Genomic DNA, 21,982 nt, shown 5'->3' on the forward strand with positions numbered 1-21,982 from the left:
ATAGTCGCAGATGTTAATTCCTGCCATTTGCTTGATTTTTCATGTGAAAAAAATAATTTCAATTTAAATTAATGACTGCAAATATATTTATAAAAAATCCTATCTTAAGGTTTGTTTAAGGTTAGTGGACTAAAGTTATTCCTAGAAAATGAAGAGTCTATCTGAGTAGCGTTTAGTTTTCGTTAACTTATGTAGGCATATAGTTGCCAAAAGCTCAAAGTGTATCCTAGGGATGTTTATCAATGCAGAATTTTATGCCTTTTTCTCGTCCAGCAATTGGTCCGGACGAAATTAATGCGGTAGTAAATGTGCTAGGTTCCGGTTGGATTACTACAGGCCCGCAGAATCAGCAGCTAGAAACTGATTTTTGTACAGCATTTGGATGCAAGCATGCTATCGCGGTCTGTTCTGCCACCGCAGGGATGCATATTACGCTGATGGCGTTAGGAATTGGCCCCGGTGATGAAGTTATTACACCGTCCCAAACCTGGGTTTCCACGCTCAATATGATTGTGCTGCTGGGAGCGGAACCCGTTATGGTTGATGTTGACCGTGATACTTTAATGGTCAGTGCGGCTAATGTTGAAGCGGCAATTACAGAGAAAACCAAAGCGATTATTCCAGTCCATTATGCCGGTGCACCTTGTGAGCTGGATGCTTTACGTATCATTGCCCAGAAATACGATATTCCATTGATTGAAGATGCGGCCCATGCTGTTGGCACCCGTTATGGTGATAAGTGGATTGGTGGGGAAGGCACCGCTATTTTCTCTTTCCACGCCATTAAAAATATCACTTGTGCTGAAGGGGGTTTAATTGCAACAGATGATGATGAATTAGCCGCCAGAGTTCGTCGCCTCAAGTTCCACGGTTTAGGTGTTGATGCCTTTGATCGCCAGATTCAAGGGCGTAGTCCGCAGGCTGAGGTTGTTGAGCCCGGCTATAAATATAATCTATCTGATATTCATGCCGCTATTGCCGTGGTTCAGCTTCGGCGTTTGCCTGAAATCAATGCTCGCCGGCAAGAATTGGTGGCTCGCTATCATTCGGCATTAACTGATTCTCCCTTACAGCCATTAGCTGTTCCTGATTATTCTCATCAACATGCATGGCACCTTTTCATGGTGCGTGTTGATGAAGCGCGCTGTGGTATTGACCGGGATGCCCTGATGGCTCGCCTGAAAGAGTTCGGTATTGGTACTGGTCTGCATTTTCGCGCAGCGCATACCCAAAAATACTATCGCCAACGCTACCCCTCTTTGCATTTACCTAATACCGAATGGAATTCTGCCAGATTATGCACATTGCCCCTGTTTCCCGACATGCTGAACAGCGATGTTGATCGGGTGGTTGATGCATTAACAACTATTATAGGGCCGCGCCGTGTTACAGAATGAACAAATCAAGAAAGTCTCAATCGTTATTCCTGTTTATAACGAGCAAGAAAGCCTGCCCGCATTAATACAGCGAACATCAGCTGCCTGTAAATTACTCAGCCAACCATACGAAATTATTCTGGTTGATGATGGCAGTAGCGATAATTCAGCCGAACTTTTGACGGCAGCCGCTAACGAACCAGACAGTGGCATTATTGCTGTTTTGCTTAATCGGAATTATGGTCAACATTCAGCCATTATGGCGGGATTCAATCAGGTTAGTGGTGATTTGGTTATTACTCTGGATGCTGACTTACAGAACCCGCCAGAGGAAATTCCACGGTTGGTGAGTGTCGCGGAAGAGGGTTATGACGTGGTGGGGACGGTACGTGCCAACCGGCAAGACTCGCTGTTTCGTAAAACCGCCTCTCGCGTAATCAACATGATGATTCAGCGCGCCACCGGGAAATCAATGGGTGACTATGGCTGTATGTTACGAGCCTATCGCCGGCACATTGTCGAAGCGATGTTACACTGTCACGAGCGCAGTACTTTTATTCCTATCTTGGCAAATACCTTTGCCCGCCGCACGACAGAAATTACCGTACATCACGCAGAGCGTGAATTCGGTGATTCGAAATACAGCCTGATGAAGCTCATCAATCTGATGTATGACCTGATTACTTGCCTGACAACAACACCATTACGTTTATTAAGTCTGGTTGGCAGTGTTATTGCACTTTCGGGTTTCACTCTTGCTGTGCTGTTAGTGGTTTTACGTTTGGTATTTGGTCCTGAATGGGCTGGCGGTGGTGTCTTTACCCTATTCGCCGTGTTGTTCATGTTCATTGGTGCCCAATTTGTTGGTATGGGGTTACTCGGTGAATATATCGGTCGTATTTATAACGATGTACGTGCGCGTCCACGTTATTTCATACAGAAAGTGGTCGGCGCTGAGCAGACCGAAAATAATCAGGAAGTAGAGAAATGAAAGCGATTGTATTTGCCTATCACGATATTGGCTGTGTTGGACTGAAAGCACTGGTTGAAGCTGGGTATGATATTCAGGCGGTATTTACCCATACAGATTCCCCCAATGAGAATCGCTTTTTCTCTTCAGTGGCCAGAGTTGCCGCTGAACTAGAACTCCCGGTATTTGCTCCAGAAGATGTTAATCATCCACTGTGGATTGAGCGGATCCAGCAAATGCAGCCTGATATCATTTTCTCTTTCTATTATCGCAATATGATTTGTGATGAGATTCTGTCATCAGCCCCACGTGGAGGATTTAATCTGCACGGTTCTTTATTACCAAAGTACCGTGGACGCGCACCTATTAATTGGGCGTTGGTCAATGGAGAGAAAGAAACCGGTGTCACTCTCCATAAAATGGTCAAAAAAGCTGATGCAGGCCCAATTGTTGGGCAACATAAAGTGATTATAAGTGAGGCAGACACAGCCTTAACATTGCATGCGAAAATGCGCGATGCCGCGCAAGAGTTACTGCATGACTTATTGCCTAAAATGAATAGTGCATCACTGCATTTAGTGCCGCAAAAAGAAGCCGATGCGAGCTATTTTGGCCGTCGCACTGCCGCTGATGGTGAAATACATTGGCAAAAATCCGCATTAGAGATTAATAACCTGGTGCGTGCGGTGACTGAGCCTTACCCTGGTGCTTTCAGTTACCTTGGGCAGCGCCAACTGATTATCTGGCGTTCACGTCCACTGGATATAGCACACGAGAAGTTGCCCGGTACGGTATTATCAACTTCTCCACTGATTATTGCTTGTGGCAAAGGGGCATTGGAGGTTGTTACCGGGCAGGGTGAGGCCGGCTTGTATGTTCAGGGCAGCCGTCTGGCACAAGATATGGGCATTGTCACGGATGTTCGTTTAGGCAACAAACCCAGCAAAGTCCAGAAAAGACGCACTCGCGTGTTGATCCTTGGAGTGAACGGTTTTATCGGTAATCATTTGACTGAGCGCTTGCTACGTGATGACCGTTACGAAGTTTATGGTTTAGATATTGGTTCTGATGCTATTAGCCGTTTCTTGGGTAACCCTTATTTCCATTTCGTAGAGGGTGATATCAGTATTCATTCCGAATGGATTGAGTATCACATAAAGAAATGTGACGTTATCCTGCCATTGGTTGCTATTGCGACGCCAATTGAATATACCCGTAATCCGCTGCGTGTTTTTGAACTGGACTTTGAAGAGAACCTCAAGATTGTCCGAGATTGTGTAAAATACAATAAACGCATTGTCTTCCCATCCACGTCTGAAGTTTATGGTATGTGTGATGATAAAGAGTTTGATGAAGACAGTTCTCGCTTGATTGTAGGGCCAATTAATAAACAGCGTTGGATTTACTCAGTATCTAAGCAATTACTGGACCGCGTTATTTGGGCTTACGGCGCAAAAGAAAACCTCAAATTCACTTTATTCCGTCCATTTAACTGGATGGGGCCGCGCTTAGATAACCTTGATGCCGCGCGTATTGGTAGTTCTCGTGCCATCACACAACTTATTTTAAACTTGGTTGAAGGTTCGCCAATTAAGTTAGTTGATGGCGGGGCGCAAAAACGCTGCTTTACTGATATTCATGATGGTATTGAAGCGTTATTCCGTATTATTGAAAACCGTGATGATGCTTGTGACGGTCAAATAATCAATATTGGTAACCCAACCAATGAAGCCAGTATTCGTGAACTGGCAGAAATACTGCTGAGCAGTTTTGAACAGCATGAATTACGTGACCATTTCCCGCCGTTTGCTGGCTTTAAAGATATTGAAAGCAGCGCATATTACGGCAAAGGATATCAGGATGTGGAATATCGCACGCCAAGTATCAAGAATGCGCGCCGTATTTTGCATTGGCAGCCGGAGATTGCGTTGCAACAGACGGTTACTGAAACATTGGATTTCTTCCTCCGTGGGGTGGTCCAGGAACAGCATCAAACCTCAAAGGATGACGGTCACGTATGAAGCAGGTTGGTTTAAGAATCGATGTGGACACCTACCGGGGAACCAAGGAAGGTGTGCCATCGTTGCTTGCAGTGCTTGAAAAGTATGATGTGAGTGCCAGCTTTTTCTTCAGTGTCGGGCCGGATAACATGGGGCGTCATTTATGGCGACTTTTCCGCCCTCGTTTCTTATGGAAAATGCTGCGCTCGAATGCCGCCTCACTGTATGGCTGGGATATTTTGCTGGCGGGCACCGCTTGGCCGGGTAAACAGATTGCGAAAGATTTCGGCCCTCTGATGAAAGAGACTTTACAGATGGGGCATGAAGTCGGCTTACACGCTTGGGATCATCAGGGGTGGCAAGCGAAAGTCGCATCATGGTCAAAACAGCAACTGGCTGAACAGGTACAACTGGGGGTCGATGCATTACAACATAGCATTCAGCAACCTGTTACTTGCTCGGCAGCCGCGGGCTGGCGGGCTGATGAGCGTGTTTTAGCCATAAAACAGCCGTTCTCTTTCCGCTATAACAGTGACTGTCGGGGTACTCATCCTTTCCGCCCATTATTACCTGATGGCAGCCTGGGGACAGTGCAAATTCCGGTGACGTTACCCACTTATGATGAAGTGGTGGGCAGCGAAGTTCGTGCTGAGGATTTTAATGATTTCATTATGAATGCCATATTGCATGACAATGGAACACCGGTTTATACCATCCATGCTGAGGTTGAAGGGATGTCGCAAGCTGGAATGTTTGAACAATTATTGGTCATGGCAAAAAAATACGACATTCAGTTTTGTCCCCTTGGCGCTCTATTACCTGAACACGCGGATTCACTGCCTATAGGTAAAGTTATTCGAGCCACCTTTCCGGGACGAGAGGGCTGGTTGGGATGTCAGTCAGATATAAAGGATGCGCAATGAGGCTGTTAAAAGAAAGCGGGGCAGCCCTATTGGCGTTGTTCTTTGCTTTGGTCTATTTATTACCTGTTAATAGCCGCCTCTTATGGCAACCCGATGAAACACGCTATGCGGAAATTAGCCGGGAAATGCTGCAACGTGGCGACTGGATTGTGCCCCATCTATTGGGTATCCGATATTTTGAAAAACCTATAGCGGGATATTGGTTTAATAATATTAGTCAGTGGATATTTGGCGACACTAATTTCGCCGTGCGATTTGGCTCAATTTTTAGCACGGCGTTGAGCGCAGTGTTAGTTTATTGGCTAGCAACCTTATTATGGCGTAACCGCTCGACGTCGGTATTGGCGACCTTAATTTATCTCTCGATGTTGTTGGTATTTAGTATTGGCTCTTATGCCGTGCTAGATCCGATGATTTCATTGTGGTTAACCGCGTCGATGTTCTGTTTCTACCTCACTTTGCGAGCTGAAACCACGAAACAGAAAATAGTAGCTTACCTTTTGCTCGGTTTAGCTTGCGGCATGGGCTTTATGACCAAAGGTTTTCTGGCTTTGGCCGTGCCGGTTATTTCGGTATTGCCGATTGTCATTCAGCACAAAAGAGTAAAAGAACTTATTATTTTTGGCCCGCTAGCGATAGTGAGTGCGGTGATAATAAGTTTGCCGTGGGCATTAGCCATTGCTCAGCGGGAGCCTGATTTCTGGCATTATTTTTTCTGGGTTGAGCATATTCAGCGATTTGCAGAAAAGGATGCTCAGCACAAAGCCCCTATTTGGTATTACCTGCCAATATTGTGTTTGGGTGTTTTGCCGTGGTTGGGGTTGTTACCCGGAGCATTACTCAAAGGGTGGCGCGAACGAGTGGCAAAACCTGAATTATTCTTTTTGCTCTGTTGGGTATTAATGCCATTGCTATTTTTTAGCGTGGCGAAAGGGAAGTTACCGACATATATACTGCCCTGCATGGCTCCTTTATCTTTATTGATGGCCGCCTATGCAACGGATTGCGCCAATAATATGCACATGCGCGCGTTGAAGATTAATGGTGCAATAAATCTTATTTTTGGTCTGGTCTGCGCATTAGCAGTGCTGGTTATTGGTATGGGCCTGGTAGCACATCTGGTCGCTTACGAACCGCACGAGCATCAGAAGGTTATTCTGGCGACGCTTGCTTTTGCTGGGTGGGGGCTGGTGGGCTTTGTCACCTTACGCAATAATGCTCATCATTGGCGCTGGGCAGCAGCGTGCCCACTACTGTTTATATTGCTGGTAGGTTATTTAATTCCACAACAGGTGATTGACTCTAAACAGCCGCAGAACTTTATCCAGAAGAATTTTGCTGAGCTTAATAGCAGCCGTTATGTCTTAGCTGATAGTGTAGGTATTGCGGCAGGGCTAGCGTGGGAATTGAAACGTAGCGATATTCTGATGTTCAGTGAAAAAGGCGAGTTGGCTTATGGTCTGAATTATGCAGACAATGCCACTAGCTATATTAATGGTAAAGATTTCGACCAATGGTTAGCTCATGCGAGGAAGCAAGGTGATGTATCGCTGGTGGTTCAATTATCTCGCAGCGAAGAGCTGCCAGCCCATTTACCGACAGCAGATAAGGTTAATCTGATGAATCGCCTGGCACTTTTGTGGTACCAAAAAATACCATGACAAGTTACCTGCTTTTGATAATGGTCAGTTTATTGACCTGTGCGGGGCAATTATGTCAGAAGCAAGCCGCACAATGTTGGCAAGGACCACAAGAAACACGACTGGCTCCGACACTGCGTTGGTTCGCTTTTGCGGTGCTGCTCCTCGGTTTAGGGATGTTGCTGTGGCTACGTTTATTGCAACATCTTCCGCTGAGTGTGGCTTATCCCATGCTCAGTTTTAATTTCGTCCTGGTAACCTTGGCAGCTCAACTATTTTATGGCGAGGAGACAACGTCTCGCCATTGGTGGGGTATTGCCGCTATTATGTTTGGTATCTTATTGATTAGTTGGCACTTATGAAAGGTTATGGCTGGGGGGTAGGGAGTGTTGTGTTGGTGACGATTGCCCAGTTAATGCTGAAATGGGGCATGATGAATATGCCATTAATATCTTTAGCTGATATTAATGGGCAATTTTTAATGAACCATCTAACACAGTTAATTGCCGTAATAGGCGGGCTGGTTGGTTATACTTTATCCATGTTGTGTTGGTTTTATGCGCTAAAATATTTACCGCTTAATCGAGCCTATCCTTTATTAAGCCTCAGTTACGCATTGGTCTATTTAGCCGCGGTATTACTGCCTTGGTACCATGAACCTGTCACTTTATTAAAAACAATGGGGTCAGGGTTTATTCTATTCGGCGTATGGTTGATACATACAAAACCGAAAAAAAGTAATTAAATTTATTATCTCATTCATATAACTTGTTTTTTCCAAACTCGATAGCTAAATTAACCACACAGATGTCTTTCATTAGCTTATTGTCTGGTGAACTGGCTAAGCCTTACCTTTGGTGAATTATCGATGCGGATACGTTTCTGGATCTTTCTGGTCAGTATGATCCTGGCAGGTTGTAGCAGCCATGCCCCGACACCAAGTGGTCACTTGTCTGATTCTATTGTGGTGGTCGCGAAACTGAATGAACAGCTACGCCAGTGGGAAGGCACGCCATATCGTAATGGTGGGCTGGATCAAAGTGGTGTGGATTGTTCTGGTTTTGTTTATCGCACCTTCCGCGACCGTTTTGATATGCAATTACCTCGAACAACCGTCGCGCAAACCACACTCGGTACTAAAGTGTCGCGTGATGAGCTGATGCCGGGGGATTTGCTCTTCTTTAAAACCGGCAGTGGTCAGAATGGATTACATGTCGGTATTTATGATACCAATGATGAATTCATTCATGCCTCCACCAGTAAAGGGGTTATTCGCTCGTCGCTGGACAATGTTTATTGGAAGCGTGTTTATTGGCAGGCTCGCAGAATTTAAATATGGTATTGAATCGATAGGCCGAAGCTAAAGTTATCTCTGCAGGTTATGTTATCTTAGTGGCTGCTTATTTTGGTTCGGAGCCGCGTTTATGTCATCCCTTCGCTTACTCATTTCTGATTCTTATGACCCTTGGTTTAATTTGGCAGTGGAAGAGTGTATTTTCCGCCAAATGTCGCCGGATCAGCGGGTACTATTTTTATGGCGTAATGCCAATACCGTGGTCATTGGCCGCGCTCAGAATCCGTGGAAAGAGTGTAATACCCGGCGTATGGAACAGGACGGCGTGAAACTGGCTCGACGCAGCAGTGGCGGCGGGGCTGTATTTCACGATTTGGGCAATACCTGCTTTACCTTTATGGCCGGTAAACCTGAATACGATAAAACCATATCAACTCAAATTATTCTGAATGCTCTGGCTTCTCTTGGCGTGCAAGCCACGGCCTCTGGTCGTAATGATTTGGTGGTGGCTAAAGATGATGGTGAGCGTAAGGTTTCTGGCTCGGCTTATAAAGAAACGAAAGATCGCGGTTTTCATCACGGTACGCTATTACTGAATGCTGACCTTAATCGTCTGGCGGATTACCTTAATCCTGACCCCAAAAAATTGCAGGCTAAAGGCATTACATCGGTACGTTCACGTGTCACCAATCTGGTGGAGTTATTGCCAGGAATAGACCACAAGAAAATTTGTGGTGCCATCGAACAGGCTTTTTTTGATTATTATAATGAAAAAGTTTCCGCCGAAGTTATCTCTCCTCAAGCCTTGCCGGATCTACCCGGTTTCACTGAGCAATTTGCCAAACAGAGTAGCTGGGAATGGAATTTTGGCCAGGCCCCCGCATTTAGTCATTTAGTGGATACCCGCTTTGTTTGGGGCGGAATTGAGCTACATTTTGATGTATTACACGGTGCAATTGATCGCTGTCAGATATTCACTGATAGCTTAAATCCAGCACCGCTGGAGGCACTGGCTGAGCGACTGCAAGGTGTAGTTTATCGCACCGACGCTATTAATGCTGTTTGCCAGCAGATCAGTGATGATTTTCCCGAGTCACAAGCTGAGTTATTGCAAGTTCGCCACTGGTTGTCGGAGGTATTACGTTAATGTCCCCTTTAAATACCGCTGAATCCGGTCAAGAGTCTGGTGCTGATAATACGCCTGAGTTTGATAACGCTCCTCAATTTGATAACAGCTATGGGCAGCAACTGAGCGGTTTTTATACCCATTTGCAGCCAACACCGTTAAAAGGGGCGCGATTGTTCTACCATAGTGAGCCGCTAGCACAGGAACTCGGGCTGGATGCCAGCTGGTTCAGTACGCCGAAATCAGCCGTATGGGCTGGGGAGCGATTATTACCCGGTATGGAGCCATTGGCACAAGTCTACAGTGGTCACCAATTTGGCGTCTGGGCGGGGCAGCTTGGTGATGGTCGAGGCATTTTACTGGGGGAGCAGCAACTCAGTGATGGTCGCAGTATGGATTGGCATTTGAAAGGTGCCGGACTCACGCCATATTCCCGTATGGGAGATGGGCGGGCGGTATTGCGCTCAGTGGTCCGAGAGTTTTTGGCCTCGGAAGCATTGCATCATTTAGGGGTTCCAACCAGTCGGGCGTTGACTATCGTGACCAGTGATCATCCGGTTTATCGTGAACAACCGGAACGTGGGGCCATGCTATTACGCGTCGCTGAAAGCCATGTGCGCTTTGGCCACTTTGAGCATTTCTACTATCGTCAGCAGCCCGCGCAAGTTAAGCAGTTAGCCGACTATGTTATTGCACGGCACTGGCCGCAGTTTGTCGGGCAAGAAGAGTGTTATTTGCTCTGGTTTACTGATGTGGTTAAGCGGACAGCCGGTTTGATGGCCCATTGGCAAACAAAAGGTTTTGCCCATGGTGTTATGAATACCGATAATATGTCGATATTGGGTATTACTATGGATTATGGCCCATTCGGTTTTCTGGATGACTATGCGCCAGGTTATATCTGTAACCATTCCGACCATCAAGGGCGATATGCTTTTGATAATCAACCGGCTGTTGCACTATGGAATTTGCATCGGTTGGGGCAAGCGCTGTCTGGTTTAATGTCTACGGAGCAATTGCAACTGGCGCTAGAAGCTTATGAGCCAGAATTGATGGCGGCCTATGGCCAGCAGATGCGTGCTAAATTAGGATTCTCGCACAGTGACAGTCAGGATAATGATCTATTGACTGGGTTATTGAGTTTGATGATTAAAGAAGGGCGAGATTATACTCGCACATTCCGCTTATTGAGTGAGGTTGAGATGCACTCAACACAATCACCATTGCGAGATGACTTTATCGATAGAGCCGCTTTTGACAGTTGGTTCAGCCGTTATCGCTTGCGTTTGCAACAAGAGTCTATTGATGATGTTCAGCGCCAGCAAGCCATGAAAGCGGCTAACCCGAAATATATATTACGCAATTATTTGGCTCAACTTGCCATTGATCATGCAGAAAAAGATGATATTGAATTTTTGCAGCGCTTACATCAAGCCCTACAGCAACCTTTTGCTGACCAACCTGAATTTAATGATTTGGCTGAGTTACCACCTGATTGGGGAAAACATCTGGAAATCTCCTGCTCCAGTTAATTTACTCTAACAAGATAGTATCAATTCAATAAAATAGCGGTGGCAGGGGGATTTCCCCACCACCGCCTTTCTATGATATCTCTTTCCTCTCAATTTGATTCTGCTGCCGAGCGCAGTTGCTTGAGGATATCCGGTGTTTGCAGGCCAAAACCGAGCAAGGCAATATCGTCAAGCACCAACAGCCGTTTTTGTTTACCTGCGGGCGTCAGTGCTATGCCGGGTAAACGCCAAACGTTGTCTACACCATTCAGTGATTTCACCCCGTGGGTGGTGACAACCAGCAAGTCTGGGGCGCTGGCGATAATTCCTTCTTGTGACAGTGGACGGTAGCCGCTAAATTCTTGAATGGCATTGTTAAGCCCAGCGGCTCTAAACATACTATCGGCGGCGGTATTTAAGCCCGCGGCTAGCGGCGGGATCCCAGCGTGACTCATGATAAATAACACTTTTACCGGCAGCGGGCTCGAAACCACCGTGGCTAACTGCTGTTGGTAATGTTGTATCAGCTGCTGGCCTTTCTCTTCTTGATTCAACGCAGTGGCAATCACCCCTATTTTATCTATCACCTTATGCGGTGATTTATCGGCTGGAACATAAATAAGCTTAATCCCAATATCGGTAGCCTGAATCAGTGCTCTTGACGGTGCCGCACGTGCAGTGCTCAGAATGAGAGTGGGCTTGATGGCCAGAATACTTTCAGCATTAAGCAGACGCATATAGCCAATATCGGGCAAGGATTTCAGTGCTTCAGGATTCAAACTGGTACTGTCCCGCGCCACCACGCTGTCACCTGCGCCGAGTGCGTAGATGATCTCAGAGACATCGCCACCAATGGTCACGATACGTTGGCTGGCAGTGGTATTCAGCGATATTGCGAATATGAATGCCGCAACCCATTTATACATCTAGAGAGAGCCTATCGCAGTCAGCTGATTTAATTGCTGATGCCATTGATTCTGTTCTGGTTGGCCTTCAGCACGTTGGCCAAAGACCTGCAAGATATGTTTACCCCGGCTATCGAGTAATTCCAGACTTGAGACAAAGCCATCTTTAGTGGGCTTACGTGTCACCCAACTTTCAGCGATAGCTTTCAGGTCCAAACGCAAACTAAAGCGCTGATTCAGAACATTTATCCAATGATTATCAGACGGCTGTTTATCTTGAATTAGGGTAAATTTCTCAATAACACCCGTGAATATTTGCATGCAGCCACTGTTGCCGACGAAGAGCATAATTTCATTCTGACAAGTTTGTGCGACGTCGAGTATTTGCTGTATTGACTGGTTATCTACTCGATAGGCTAAATCATCCCCGACAGCTCGGAAGGCTTGCTTGCGCGTGATTTTATTGCGTTTCAACAGCATAAAGAATTGGTGAATATCACTCATTTTGCGCCATTCGGCATCAATTGCAGCATTGTCGATGGGCAATTCTGGACTGGGCTCTTCATCCACCGGTTGCAGCACCAGAGGTTCATTATTAAGCGTGCGATATTTTGCCACCAATGCATGCCAGGCATTGGGGTCGGTCTTATGGGTATAATAAATTTGATGGATTAAATGTCCTTGAAGATCAAAACACTGAATGCTCAGTTGTTCACCTTGCGATGTTGTTTCGTGCAAACTGAAAATCGCATCCCATTGACGAAAGAAGAGTCTTAAGTCCAGCGCGCGAGGGTTGAGGATTAAGCCCAGATGCCCATGTAAACGTAAGTTCTGATATTCGCCCATGTGTTCGTGTACGGCATAGTGGTTGGCGGTGACTGAGCGGATCACACCCACACTCGCTAACTCGGTAAGCAATGTGCTGGCATTGATATCTAAGCGCTCTGTATCTTTGCCGACACGGGCATAGGCCAGCTCTGCCTCACTGATATTCATCTTCTGCGCGAGATCAGCCGCGAGAAGTGCCGGGTTTTCTTGCTTCATTGATAGGTAGCGTTGATACAATGGCATTTCCATAGATTTTTTCCTTTAATATTATGCCTTAAGCGGGTTAGTCGTTTACGGCAGAGTTCCATTAAGCCATTTGAGGATGGCTCGCTCATAAATAGGGGGCTATAGACAAAACGAGTGAAATATCACCACTGATAACTGATCAGGAATTTGGCATTACGTCCGTCTTGGGGGATCGCCTGTGGGGAGTAATATTCTTTATCAAAAGCATTACTCAGTACCGCAGTGGTGGTAACGTCCTTGAATGCACCTTGTCCACGGTAACTCAGATAAAAGTCATGTAAGGCATAGCCGGCTTGCGGTTTATGAGACGATTTTTGGGCATCATTATTTTTCATGAACTTGGTATTTTCGGCCATTGTCATGACCCAACCGGCACTAAACCCAGTGTTAGCAATAGGGATGTTTAGACTGCTGGTGACGGTATCTGGGTTGATGCTGTTTATAAATTGACGGGTAGCGAGATTGATGCCCCGGGTGCGGTTATAGGCCAGATTCCAACTAAACCCAGGGTTTTGATAATCCAATGAGGCATCCCAACCCCAAGTTTTACTCTGTGGAATATTGATATAAGTCGACGTTAGCATTGTAACTTTACTGGTAATGCGGTCTTTGGCATCGATATGGAAGTAGCTGGCTTTCAATTTTATCGTGTCGTTATCTGCCAGTAGGTCATCGAAATGCACACCCAAACCGGCTTCACGGGTGACGTTACTCTCGGGCTTTAAATCAGGATTGGGGTGCCAGCGATTAGTCATCTCCAGCCATGTACCTTTACCTATAATGAAATGCACCGAATCATTATAAAGCTCTGCCAGTGTCGGGGTGCGGAAAGCCTGACTATAAGCACCAAACATCATCAGCCAGTCGGTGGGATTAACTGTCATTGCACCACGTGTTGACCAACTTTTAGCTTCTCTATCGGCAAAGTCAGCACGGCTGTTTTCATAATGATCAAAGCGGGTACCTGCTAGTAAGGTTACGGGCAGGTCACGCAAAGTGATTTCATCTTGTAACCAACCCGAGCTAAATTTGATGGCCGCTGGTGGGAAACTGCGAGTAACCCCGGTGGGAATTTGCTGTTGGTGATAGGTTTCAGCACCATATGTGAATAAGTGTCCCGCCGGGCTTGAGGCTAATAACCGGCTGCGATTTTCCAGTTTTAAACCGCGAGTGATTTGTTTACGACTGCCGTACCCTTCGCTGCGTACATCATCGTTTACATTGATCTCGGAGGCGTAAAGCTGTGTGGTGACATCCAGCCAATTTAGCTGTTGTGGTTGCAGGCGGTAGATGAGTTCGGCATCACGCTGGATCGTCGAACGTTTCATCATCGGACTTCTATCATACATTAGGTCTGAGGCGCTCTGATGAGCCATCCTCGGTTCTAAGGCGCGATTATTGTAATAGCGCAGGGCAGTGGTTAATGATTGGCTGCCAGAAAGGTAGGCGGTGCTCTTAATCATCAGGTTATTAATGTCTTCATGATTTGGCGCTTCGAAACCATTACTTTGGCGTATATTACCGACCTTACGTGTATTTAAGGCAATGATTCCGTCCAGACTGTCAGTGCGACCAAAAACAGATATCCCGATACCTTGGCTATGATAAGCACTCGCGCCATAGCTACTGATGCGGAGACCGACGTTTTGATTATCATCCAATAAATCAGCTGGATTCACGGTTTGGTAGGCAATAACCCCCCCCATAGCGCCGCTGCCAAATAATGAGGTCGATGGGCTACGAATGATCTTAATTTGCTTGATTAAAACGGGGTCAAGAAAGGTGCCATTAAAATGTGCGCCATTAATCCCCTGGCGGATGCCATCAATTAATACCAATACACCATATTGGTCATAGCCTCTGATATTGACGTTCTGTCCATTAGTCCGTCCCACACCAGTAACATTAACACCGGGTACGTTTTTGAGCATTTCTGCTGCCGTGGTGGCTGTTTGTTTTGGGGGCTGTGAAACATCAATAACAGTCAGGGTTCCAGGGGTATTAAAGCTGTCTGTCGCTGCTTGAACCCCCTCAATAACCATCTTATCGTTTTTAGGTTTTGCACCCAGACTGGCCGTTGCTACCGAAGATAGGGCAAAGGTGACCGCCAAACAGCATGAGGATAAACGAAAGAAACGAGACATAAGCAACACTCCATATATTGTTTAATATAATCAATGGATTGCTGGCTGCCTTGGTGGTGAGTATTAGGTGGCTGGCGAAATAATATTTGATGAATGAAGGTGACTGAAATTATTTAGTCAGTATGAGTTTTCCGGCTTTGGTTTGGCGTAAATAGTAGAGTTGGCCTTGGTGATTGATCGCCACAACATCATGTTGCCCAAGCAATTGTTGACTGTTAACACACGGATATTTCCCCTGCGGCGGTGTTTGGTCTGTGGCGGCATTTAGCGTTTGAGTCAGATAAGTTGCAATATGCATAAGGTTTTTTACAGTTCATATCATCATTTATTTGATAATGATTATCATCTGCGTTTGTGTGTGACTACAAGGTAATCGCTATTAGTTACTATTCAAAAGTCTTGTTTTTCATTAATCGCTGGCACTATTAACGATTTTGGCAGGATTGGTCAGGTAAAAAGAGGTAAGTGCAGAGAGGATTAATTTAGTGATTGAATAGCAATAAAAGACCATTCAATCACTGTTTTTATTTTAGCAGAGCGGCGCGGTTAATTAAAACGGCTGCTAACAGCATCAGCTAGCAAACTTAATAGTTGCTCTGTATCTGCCCAGTTCAGGCAAGGGTCGGTAATGGACTGCCCGTAAGTCAAAGGAATACCGGCAACAATTTTTTGAGTACCTTCAACCAAGAAGCTCTCGGCCATGACTCCTACAATAGCAGTTGAACCGGCGCGGATTTGCTGACCGATATCAGCGGCAACTTCTAACTGACGGCGATGCATTTTCTGGCAATTACCGTGGCTAAAATCCACCACCAAATGTTCAGGTAAATCGAATTCACGCAGGCTATCGCAGGCAGCAGCGATATCAGAAGCACCGTAATTTGGCGTTTTCCCACCGCGCATAATGATGTGCCCGTATGGGTTGCCGCGCGTTTGATAAATGGTCATCTGGCCAGTTTTGTCCGGCGATAAGAACATATGACTGGCTTGCGCGGCACGGATAGCATCAATCGCAATACGGGTATTGCCGTCGGTCCCATTTTTGAAGCCGACCGGGCAGGAGAGGGCTGATGCCATTTCCCGATGAATCTGGCTTTCAGTGGTCCGGGCCCCAATTGCGCCCCAGCTAATCAGATCGGCAATATATTGACCGGTCACCATATCGAGAAATTCAGTGGCTGTCGGTAGCCCCAACTCATTGACGGCCAATAGCAACCTACGCGCCATCTCAATACCCAGGTTGACCTGACACGAGCCATCGAGTGCCGGGTCAGAAATCAATCCTTTCCAGCCCACTACGGTGCGGGGCTTCTCGAAGTAAGTGCGCATCACGATTTCAAGACGGTCTTGATAGCGCTCACGTAATACATTCAGCCGGGTTGCATAATCAATAGCAGCATCAAGATCGTGAATCGAGCAAGGGCCAACTATCACCAATAGGCGTGGGTCTTCACCGGTCAGTATTTTTTCAATTCGCTTGCGTGACGCTGTCACGTTGTCTGCTACCGCCTCTGAAATCGGTAACTTCTGCGCCAGTTGTTGCGGCGTGACTAAGCTATCGATGCGCGCGGTCCGCAGTTCATCAGTTTTGTGCATGAAGATTCTCTAAATCTGTTCTTCTCTACGGCAGGAATACCGGGAAGTGATGGCGATCACAATAAACCAAAATTAAATGAATTCAACCGCCACAGTCATGATTCATAGAAATTCTGATGAAATAAACCATAAATAATACCATTGGTGAATGCTTCCAATCAGAACATCCGACGACTCATCCCTAAAATATCCAGAATTTTGGTGGAGATCTCTTCAACCGAGTAGTTAGTGGAATTCAGATAGCGAATCTGATTTTTACGGAACAGCGCTTCGACTTCGCCTACCTCCATGCGGCATTGACGCAAGGAAGCATAACGACTGTTTTCACGTCGCTCTTCACGAATAGCGGCCAATCGTTCTGGGTTAATGGTTAACCCGAACAGTTTATGCTGAAAGGGTTTTAATGCGGCAGGGAGCTGTAAATTGTCCATATCGTCGGCAATAAAAGGATAGTTCGCGGCGCGGATACCAAACTGCATCGCCAGATAGAGGCTGGTGGGGGTTTTACCGCAGCGAGAAACGCCTAATAAAATTACCTGCGCCTGGTCCAAATTGCGCAGAGAAATACCGTCATCATGGGCCAGCGCATAGTCGATAGCGGCGATGCGCGCATCATATTTGCCCAGATTGCTTTCGGTTAAACCGTGAGTACGGTTGAGCACCGGTTGGGGAGGTAGGCCCAATTCACCCTGAAGTGGTGCAACCAGTGCTTGCACGATATCTTGGCAAAACCCTTCACTGTGCTGAATAAGTTCCCGCACTTCAGGACTGATTATTGAATAGAAAACCAATGGTCTGACGCCGGTTTCCCGGTATATTTCATTGATTTTCTCACAAACTTCTTGAGCGCGGGCAGCACTCTCCACAAAGGGTAGCGTAAAGGTGGTGGCTTTAATCGGAAACTGCGATAAGACGGCATGGCCGAGGACTTCTGCCGTAATTGCCGTGCCATCTGAAATATAAAACACACTTCTTTCCACACTAACTCCTGAGTATTTGCTGATTGAACCAGGCTACTGACTAACCGCTGGTGCCATAAGTGTAGCGTAGCCAGTGTGCCTTATTCGTCATAGCGGTAAAGCGTTTGCTGTCAGAATAGCCTGAAAAAAACTTTTCTTGTTGGGTTGATCGATTCACCTGTCCATGGGCTATGGATCAATGTGCTAGTCTGACACTGGTGCTGCTGATTCGTCAGCCCCGATAACCTCTAGCTGTACCCTACTGAATGTTCGTAATTAACGATAAGTCCGTCATTAACGATAATGTAAAAGGATTGTTTCGATGTCCAACAATGGCCTAAATCTGTGTAATGTGCTTTGGTACAACCAGCTTGGCATGCACGATGTTGATCGGGTTGGCGGCAAGAATGCCTCCCTGGGTGAAATGATAACCAATCTCTCTGAACTGGGTGTTTCGGTGCCTAATGGCTTCGCCACTACAGCTCAGGCGTTTAACGACTTTCTGGAGCAAAGCGGCGTTAACCAGCGTATCTATCAATTATTGGATCACACCAATGTGGATGATATTGCGGCGTTAGCCAAAGCCGGCGCGCAGATCCGTCAATGGGTGATTGAGACACCATTCCACCCTGAGTTCGAACAATCAATCCACGAGGCTTATAAGCAGTTGGCCGAGGGCGAGCCAGAGGCTTCTTTTGCGGTTCGATCTTCTGCAACTGCTGAAGATATGCCCGATGCTTCCTTTGCTGGTCAGCAGGAAACATTCCTTAATGTACAAGGCATTGATGCGGTGATGATCGCCATCAAACATGTCTTTGCTTCACTGTTCAACGATCGGGCCATTTCTTATCGGGTACATCAGGGCTATGACCACCGCGGTGTAGCGCTGTCGGCGGGTGTGCAGCGCATGGTGCGGTCAGATCTGGCCTCTTCCGGCGTGATGTTCACTATTGATACCGAATCGGGCTTTGATCAGGTGGTCTTCATCACCGCCGCCCATGGTTTGGGGGAAATGGTGGTGCAGGGCGCAGTAAACCCAGATGAGTTCTATGTGCATAAGCCCACTTTGCGTAATGGCAAACCCGCTATTGTGCGGCGTAATATGGGCTCGAAAAAGATTCGGATGGTTTATGCCGATAGCCAAGACCATGGCAAACAAGTCCAAATTGAAGATGTGCCAGAGGTGCAACGCAATCGTTTCGCTCTGAGTGATGATGAAGTTGAAGCGCTGGCCCACCAAGCTTTATTGATTGAAGAACATTATGGCCGCCCAATGGATATTGAGTGGGCAAAAGATGGTCATACCGGCAAGCTGTATATTGTGCAAGCCCGTCCAGAAACTGTGCGCTCCAACGAGCAGGTGATGGAGCGCTACCAGTTGAATACTCAAAGCAATGTGCTGGTTGAAGGCCGAGCTATCGGGCATCGCATTGGGTCGGGGCCGGTTAAGGTGATTCATGATATCAGCGAGATGGATCGCATTCAGCCCGGAGATGTACTGGTAACAGACATGACTGACCCTGATTGGGAGCCCATCATGAAAAAGGCTTCTGCCATTGTGACCAACCGGGGGGGGCGCACCTGCCATGCGGCCATTATTGCGCGTGAATTGGGGATCCCGGCGGTCGTAGGTTGTGGTAATGCCACTGATATTTTGCAAGAGGGACAAAACGTTACGGTTTCCTGCGCGGAAGGGGATACTGGCTACGTTTATCATGAACTCCTCGATTTCTCGATTCAAAGTTCACAAGTGACAGAATTACCAGACTTGCCGTTGAAAATCATGATGAATGTCGGTAACCCAGACCGGGCTTTCGACTTTGCTCGCCTGCCAAATGAAGGTGTCGGATTGGCTCGGCTGGAATTTATCATCAACCGCATGATTGGCGTGCATCCGAAAGCACTGCTGGAGTTCGAGACTCAGTCGCCGGCTATTCAGGCCGAAATCAAAGCACTGATGAACGGCTATGACGACCCCGTCGAGTTTTATGTGGGTCGTTTAACCGAGGGGATCTCTACATTGGGCGCGGCATTTTGGCCGAAACGGGTGATTGTGCGCTTGTCAGATTTTAAATCTAACGAGTATGCCAATTTAGTCGGTGGTGAAGCTTATGAACCACATGAAGAGAACCCAATGCTGGGCTTCCGTGGGGCGGGCCGTTATGTTGCAGACAGCTTCCGAGATTGCTTCGCACTGGAGTGTGAGGCAGTGAAACGGGTGCGTAATGTGATGGGGCTGACTAACGTTGAGGTGATGGTGCCCTTCGTGCGGACAGTGGCTCAGGCCGAGGCCGTGGTCGCTGAACTGGCGAAACAAGGCCTAAAACGCGGCGAGAATGGCTTGAAGATCATCATGATGTGTGAAATCCCGTCGAATGCGTTGCTGGCTGACCAGTTCCTGGCGCATTTTGATGGCTTCTCCATTGGTTCTAACGATATGACTCAGCTAACGTTGGGGCTGGATCGTGATTCTGGCGTGGTGTCTGAACTATTTGATGAGCGCAATGAGGCAGTAAAGGCCTTGTTATCAATGGCAATTACCGCGGCTAAACGGCAGGGGAAATACGTCGGTATTTGTGGTCAGGGCCCCTCAGACCATGAAGATTTTGCCTTATGGTTGATGGAGCAAGGGATCGACAGTTTATCTCTTAATCCAGATACAGTAGTGCAAACCTGGTTGAGTTTGGCACAACATACCCAGCACTGATTTTCCAATTTAGTCATTAATCCGCAGCGAAGGTTGCGGATTTTTTTCATCATTTTGTAATGGCAATCAATTGCATCAGGAAGATAAAGTCAGCGAGGATTTAATTGGGGGAAAAGGGAAATAAAAAGCCGGTTAAATGATAATTAAAAGTAATAGTAAAAAAAAAGCCCGTCTTAGGTGACAGGCAAAGACTACACACAGCAATACGTGTATTCGATTACAGATATTTAAATAAGTCATTATGAAATGATTTATTTAAATGTCTTAGGGGAGATCACTACTACGTCATAATAGTAAATAAATTCCGTAAGTTAGTCATTGAGATTTGTCTGAATAAAATAGATTAAATAAATATTTATGGCAGAAGTAATTTCATCTGGTTATTAATAATTACCTTATTTAATAACTGATATAATTGACCATCAAGAATATGAATATGGGAGTTTAAATGGATATTACTTATTTCTAATAGCGGATATTGCTGAATAATAGGGGTTCAGTAGCATAACTACCAAACCCGCTATCGCCGTTATTTTAAAATTGACCGAGTATAAATGTTAAAGTTCTTCTAAATGTTTAACGACTTCGGTAATGCTTTCTTCTGGCTCAGGCGCTTCGCTGACCCAGGCCGCGGTCAAGCGATAGGAAATAGCCAACACCACTGGGCCGATAAATAATCCAATCATACCGAATGATAGCAAGCCGCCAATAACACCGGAGAGGATTAGAATCATTGGCATATCGGCTTCCATACGGATCAGATAAGGGCGTAATACGTTGTCCATTGTTCCGACGATACAGCTCCACACTAACAAAATAGTGCCCCAGGTTGAATCGCCAGTCCAGTAGAGCCAAATGACCGCAGGAATAAGTATTAACAATGGTCCAAGCTGGGCGACGCAACAGACAAACATCAACACTGTAAATAATGTGGCATATTGCACTCCGGCAAGCGCTAAGCCAATACCGCCGAGCACCGACTGAACCAGCGCGGTCACCACCACCCCTAAAGCCACTGCGCGAATAGCTTTGGCTGCCAGTACCACTACGGCATCACCGCGTTTATCCGCCGCCCGCACGGCGAAATGTCGAATAGCCAAACCGACTTGCTCGCCATGGAAATAAAGCAAGATGCTGAACAACAACATCAGTGCCAGATGAATCAAGAAGTAGCCAACATGCGCGGCTTGCGCTACTAACCAAGTCACGGACGCACCAATATAAGGCTGAATTTTGGCGATTAATACATTGCCGCCACCGGCAATCAATGTATGCCAGCCGCTATACAGTTTGTTACCTACCATTGGGATAGTTTGCAGCCAGGTGACATCCGGCATGCGCAAATTAGAGGGACTGGAGGCCCACTGGATAAGCGGGCCACTATTCTCGACCAGACTACTGACCAGTAGCGCAATGGGGATAACGAACAGTAAAATCAGCAGAAGGGTCATCACCATCACGGCCAGCCAGCGCTTACCCCAGAGCAGTTTTTGTAATCTGACCAGCAGCGGCCAGGTGGCAATAACCACCATGCCTGCCCAGGCAAATCCCATCACGAAGGGCTGCACTACCCAAAAACTGGCGACAATCATTATCATAATGAATATCACCCCAAACATCAGTTTAGGTAAATCGAAACGACGTAGCTGCGGGTAATTCATCAGTGGGTTCTCACTTCGGAAATCATGGCAAGGTGGCCATCGCACTGTAACTCATTAGAGTTTGCACTAATGAGTCATTTGCACAATCTAATTAAG

General features: G+C 46.6%; 18 protein-coding genes and 1 other RNA gene. 11 read left to right on the top strand and 8 right to left on the bottom strand.

What is annotated here, in order from left to right; genetic code table 11:
- The first annotated feature begins 242 nt into the window (after window positions 1-242).
- The 10 genes from arnB (at window position 243) to DJ58_RS20410 (ending at window position 10,861) form a co-directional block, all read left to right on the top strand.
- The gene (gene arnB, locus DJ58_RS20455; protein WP_004706564.1) at window positions 243-1,397 is read left to right on the top strand and encodes a UDP-4-amino-4-deoxy-L-arabinose aminotransferase; all 1,155 of its coding nucleotides are present in this window, start codon (window positions 243-245) and stop codon (window positions 1,395-1,397) included.
- Window positions 1,384-2,367, top strand: a complete 984-nt coding sequence (gene arnC / locus DJ58_RS20450; RefSeq protein ID WP_032910166.1) for an undecaprenyl-phosphate 4-deoxy-4-formamido-L-arabinose transferase — start codon at window positions 1,384-1,386, stop codon at window positions 2,365-2,367. Before arnB ends, arnC begins: the two co-directional genes overlap by 14 nt.
- Entirely contained in the window at window positions 2,364-4,367 is a 2,004-nt protein-coding gene (gene arnA / locus DJ58_RS20445) for a bifunctional UDP-4-amino-4-deoxy-L-arabinose formyltransferase/UDP-glucuronic acid oxidase ArnA (protein ID WP_032910167.1), read from the top strand. Before arnC ends, arnA begins: the two co-directional genes overlap by 4 nt.
- Window positions 4,364-5,269 (top strand): 4-deoxy-4-formamido-L-arabinose-phosphoundecaprenol deformylase, encoded by a 906-nt coding sequence (gene arnD, locus DJ58_RS20440; RefSeq protein ID WP_032910168.1) that lies wholly within the window; start codon window positions 4,364-4,366, stop codon window positions 5,267-5,269. Before arnA ends, arnD begins: the two co-directional genes overlap by 4 nt.
- Window positions 5,266-6,930 (top strand): lipid IV(A) 4-amino-4-deoxy-L-arabinosyltransferase, encoded by a 1,665-nt coding sequence (gene arnT, locus DJ58_RS20435; protein WP_032910169.1) that lies wholly within the window; start codon window positions 5,266-5,268, stop codon window positions 6,928-6,930. The genes arnD and arnT overlap by 4 nt, the downstream gene beginning before the upstream one ends.
- Window positions 6,927-7,271 (top strand): 4-amino-4-deoxy-L-arabinose-phosphoundecaprenol flippase subunit ArnE, encoded by a 345-nt coding sequence (gene arnE, locus DJ58_RS20430; protein WP_032910170.1) that lies wholly within the window; start codon window positions 6,927-6,929, stop codon window positions 7,269-7,271. The genes arnT and arnE overlap by 4 nt, the downstream gene beginning before the upstream one ends.
- On the top strand, window positions 7,268-7,654 hold the full coding sequence (gene arnF, locus DJ58_RS20425; protein WP_032910171.1) for a 4-amino-4-deoxy-L-arabinose-phosphoundecaprenol flippase subunit ArnF: 387 nt from the start codon (window positions 7,268-7,270) through the stop codon (window positions 7,652-7,654). The genes arnE and arnF overlap by 4 nt, the downstream gene beginning before the upstream one ends.
- A 123-nt stretch (window positions 7,655-7,777) precedes the next feature.
- A complete protein-coding gene (locus DJ58_RS20420; protein WP_032910172.1) occupies window positions 7,778-8,242 on the top strand; it encodes an NlpC/P60 family protein in 465 nt (154 codons plus the stop codon).
- A gap of 91 nt (window positions 8,243-8,333) precedes the next feature.
- The gene (gene lplA, locus DJ58_RS20415; protein WP_032910173.1) at window positions 8,334-9,350 is read left to right on the top strand and encodes a lipoate--protein ligase; all 1,017 of its coding nucleotides are present in this window, start codon (window positions 8,334-8,336) and stop codon (window positions 9,348-9,350) included.
- Window positions 9,350-10,861 carry a protein adenylyltransferase SelO gene (locus DJ58_RS20410; RefSeq protein WP_004706572.1) on the top strand — a complete coding sequence of 504 codons (1,512 nt, stop codon included), beginning with the start codon at window positions 9,350-9,352 and terminating at the stop codon, window positions 10,859-10,861. The genes lplA and DJ58_RS20410 overlap by 1 nt, the downstream gene beginning before the upstream one ends.
- Before the next feature lie 89 nt (window positions 10,862-10,950).
- Here DJ58_RS20410 and DJ58_RS20405 read toward each other — a convergent pair whose 3' ends face one another.
- From DJ58_RS20405 to ppsR, 6 genes are all read right to left on the bottom strand, one after another.
- Complete coding sequence (locus DJ58_RS20405; RefSeq protein ID WP_004706573.1) at window positions 10,951-11,766, bottom strand: heme/hemin ABC transporter substrate-binding protein; 816 nt, start codon at window positions 11,764-11,766, stop codon at window positions 10,951-10,953.
- The gene (locus DJ58_RS20400) at window positions 11,767-12,822 is read right to left on the bottom strand and encodes a hemin-degrading factor (RefSeq protein WP_004706574.1); all 1,056 of its coding nucleotides are present in this window, start codon (window positions 12,820-12,822) and stop codon (window positions 11,767-11,769) included.
- Between the two features lie 119 nt (window positions 12,823-12,941).
- The gene (locus DJ58_RS20395; protein WP_004706575.1) at window positions 12,942-14,963 is read right to left on the bottom strand and encodes a TonB-dependent hemoglobin/transferrin/lactoferrin family receptor; all 2,022 of its coding nucleotides are present in this window, start codon (window positions 14,961-14,963) and stop codon (window positions 12,942-12,944) included.
- Window positions 14,964-15,072: 109 nt separating this feature from the next.
- Complete coding sequence (gene hemP / locus DJ58_RS0121385; RefSeq protein ID WP_004706576.1) at window positions 15,073-15,261, bottom strand: hemin uptake protein HemP; 189 nt, start codon at window positions 15,259-15,261, stop codon at window positions 15,073-15,075.
- A gap of 248 nt (window positions 15,262-15,509) precedes the next feature.
- Window positions 15,510-16,559: a 3-deoxy-7-phosphoheptulonate synthase gene (locus DJ58_RS20390; RefSeq protein WP_004706577.1), complete on the bottom strand. Its 1,050-nt coding sequence runs from the start codon at window positions 16,557-16,559 to the stop codon at window positions 15,510-15,512.
- Between the two features lie 158 nt (window positions 16,560-16,717).
- On the bottom strand, window positions 16,718-17,539 hold the full coding sequence (gene ppsR, locus DJ58_RS20385; RefSeq protein WP_032910174.1) for a posphoenolpyruvate synthetase regulatory kinase/phosphorylase PpsR: 822 nt from the start codon (window positions 17,537-17,539) through the stop codon (window positions 16,718-16,720).
- 301 nt (window positions 17,540-17,840) lie between these two features.
- On the opposite strand from ppsR, the gene ppsA reads away from it, so the two are divergent.
- Entirely contained in the window at window positions 17,841-20,225 is a 2,385-nt protein-coding gene (gene ppsA, locus DJ58_RS20380; RefSeq protein WP_004706580.1) for a phosphoenolpyruvate synthase, read from the top strand.
- 156 nt (window positions 20,226-20,381) lie between these two features.
- On the opposite strand, the gene rprA is transcribed toward ppsA, so the two are convergent.
- Together rprA and ydiK are read right to left on the bottom strand one after the other, a co-directional pair.
- Window positions 20,382-20,490: antisense sRNA RprA (rprA, locus tag DJ58_RS22310), an RNA gene on the bottom strand.
- Window positions 20,491-20,782: 292 nt separating this feature from the next.
- The gene (gene ydiK / locus DJ58_RS20375; protein ID WP_004706581.1) at window positions 20,783-21,886 is read right to left on the bottom strand and encodes an AI-2E family transporter YdiK; all 1,104 of its coding nucleotides are present in this window, start codon (window positions 21,884-21,886) and stop codon (window positions 20,783-20,785) included.
- Between the last annotated feature and the right edge of the window lie 96 nt (window positions 21,887-21,982).

The sequence above is a fragment of the Yersinia frederiksenii ATCC 33641 genome (assembly GCF_000754805.1).
GTDB lineage: Bacteria > Pseudomonadota > Gammaproteobacteria > Enterobacterales > Enterobacteriaceae > Yersinia > Yersinia frederiksenii.

What these genes read in the sequence shown, in the direction of transcription:
- ppsA (WP_004706580.1), top strand. Translation starts at nt 17,841, where the DNA reads ATGTCCAACAATGGCCTAAATCTGTGTAATGTGCTTTGGTACAACCAG.
- hemP (WP_004706576.1), bottom strand. Translation starts at nt 15,261, where the DNA reads ATGCATATTGCAACTTATCTGACTCAAACGCTAAATGCCGCCACAGAC.
- arnT (WP_032910169.1), top strand. Translation starts at nt 5,266, where the DNA reads ATGAGGCTGTTAAAAGAAAGCGGGGCAGCCCTATTGGCGTTGTTCTTT.
- arnD (WP_032910168.1), top strand. Translation starts at nt 4,364, where the DNA reads ATGAAGCAGGTTGGTTTAAGAATCGATGTGGACACCTACCGGGGAACC.
- lplA (WP_032910173.1), top strand. Translation starts at nt 8,334, where the DNA reads ATGTCATCCCTTCGCTTACTCATTTCTGATTCTTATGACCCTTGGTTT.
- arnF (WP_032910171.1), top strand. Translation starts at nt 7,268, where the DNA reads ATGAAAGGTTATGGCTGGGGGGTAGGGAGTGTTGTGTTGGTGACGATT.
- DJ58_RS20400 (WP_004706574.1), bottom strand. Translation starts at nt 12,822, where the DNA reads ATGGAAATGCCATTGTATCAACGCTACCTATCAATGAAGCAAGAAAAC.
- arnA (WP_032910167.1), top strand. Translation starts at nt 2,364, where the DNA reads ATGAAAGCGATTGTATTTGCCTATCACGATATTGGCTGTGTTGGACTG.
- DJ58_RS20390 (WP_004706577.1), bottom strand. Translation starts at nt 16,559, where the DNA reads ATGCACAAAACTGATGAACTGCGGACCGCGCGCATCGATAGCTTAGTC.
- arnB (WP_004706564.1), top strand. Translation starts at nt 243, where the DNA reads ATGCAGAATTTTATGCCTTTTTCTCGTCCAGCAATTGGTCCGGACGAA.
- DJ58_RS20405 (WP_004706573.1), bottom strand. Translation starts at nt 11,766, where the DNA reads ATGTATAAATGGGTTGCGGCATTCATATTCGCAATATCGCTGAATACC.
- DJ58_RS20420 (WP_032910172.1), top strand. Translation starts at nt 7,778, where the DNA reads ATGCGGATACGTTTCTGGATCTTTCTGGTCAGTATGATCCTGGCAGGT.
- DJ58_RS20410 (WP_004706572.1), top strand. Translation starts at nt 9,350, where the DNA reads ATGTCCCCTTTAAATACCGCTGAATCCGGTCAAGAGTCTGGTGCTGAT.
- DJ58_RS20395 (WP_004706575.1), bottom strand. Translation starts at nt 14,963, where the DNA reads ATGTCTCGTTTCTTTCGTTTATCCTCATGCTGTTTGGCGGTCACCTTT.
- ydiK (WP_004706581.1), bottom strand. Translation starts at nt 21,886, where the DNA reads ATGAATTACCCGCAGCTACGTCGTTTCGATTTACCTAAACTGATGTTT.
- arnE (WP_032910170.1), top strand. Translation starts at nt 6,927, where the DNA reads ATGACAAGTTACCTGCTTTTGATAATGGTCAGTTTATTGACCTGTGCG.